Genomic DNA, 412 nt, shown 5'->3' on the forward strand with positions numbered 1-412 from the left:
TGAATCTTAGCCAAGACAGCTTCCTTGCGGTCATTGAGATTGGTCAAACTTTTATCCAAGTCGATGATAGCCTTAATCGCCACCTCATCCAGACTACCAGTCATGTCCTTCCGATAACGGGCGATGAAGGGAATCGTCGCCCCTTCTGCTGTCAAACTTAGAACGGTATCAATTTGCTTTAAGGTTACACCCAAATCTTGGGAGATTTTTTCATATTTTTTATCCATGAAACTATTATACCATAAGGAACCGCTCTTGTTTTGCCTTACCCTTTTTTACCTCTTTGATTATCAAAATAATCCCTTTTCCACAAAATAATAGTATAATAGAGGTAGAATGTAGAAAAGAGGTAGGCCCATGGCTGTTAAATTTACAAAAACTGATGACTTGGACAAAATGTTTGAGGAATTCG

General features: G+C 38.6%; 2 protein-coding genes. One reads left to right on the forward strand and one right to left on the reverse strand.

Features of this window, described 5'->3' with window-relative positions; translation table 11 throughout:
* A partial coding sequence (locus SORDD16_RS10105; RefSeq protein ID WP_277730693.1) for a Tex-like N-terminal domain-containing protein occupies positions 1-227 on the reverse strand: 227 nt, incomplete at its 3' end.
* Positions 228-357: 130 nt separating this feature from the next.
* On the opposite strand from SORDD16_RS10105, the gene SORDD16_RS12275 reads away from it, so the two are divergent.
* Positions 358-412, forward strand: a 55-nt coding sequence (locus SORDD16_RS12275; RefSeq protein WP_369404190.1) for an SPJ_0845 family protein, incomplete at its 3' end; no start/stop codon positions are given.

Origin of the sequence: Streptococcus oralis (assembly GCF_001578945.1) — a bacterium.
GTDB classification, from domain to species: Bacteria; Bacillota; Bacilli; order Lactobacillales; family Streptococcaceae; genus Streptococcus; species Streptococcus oralis_Q.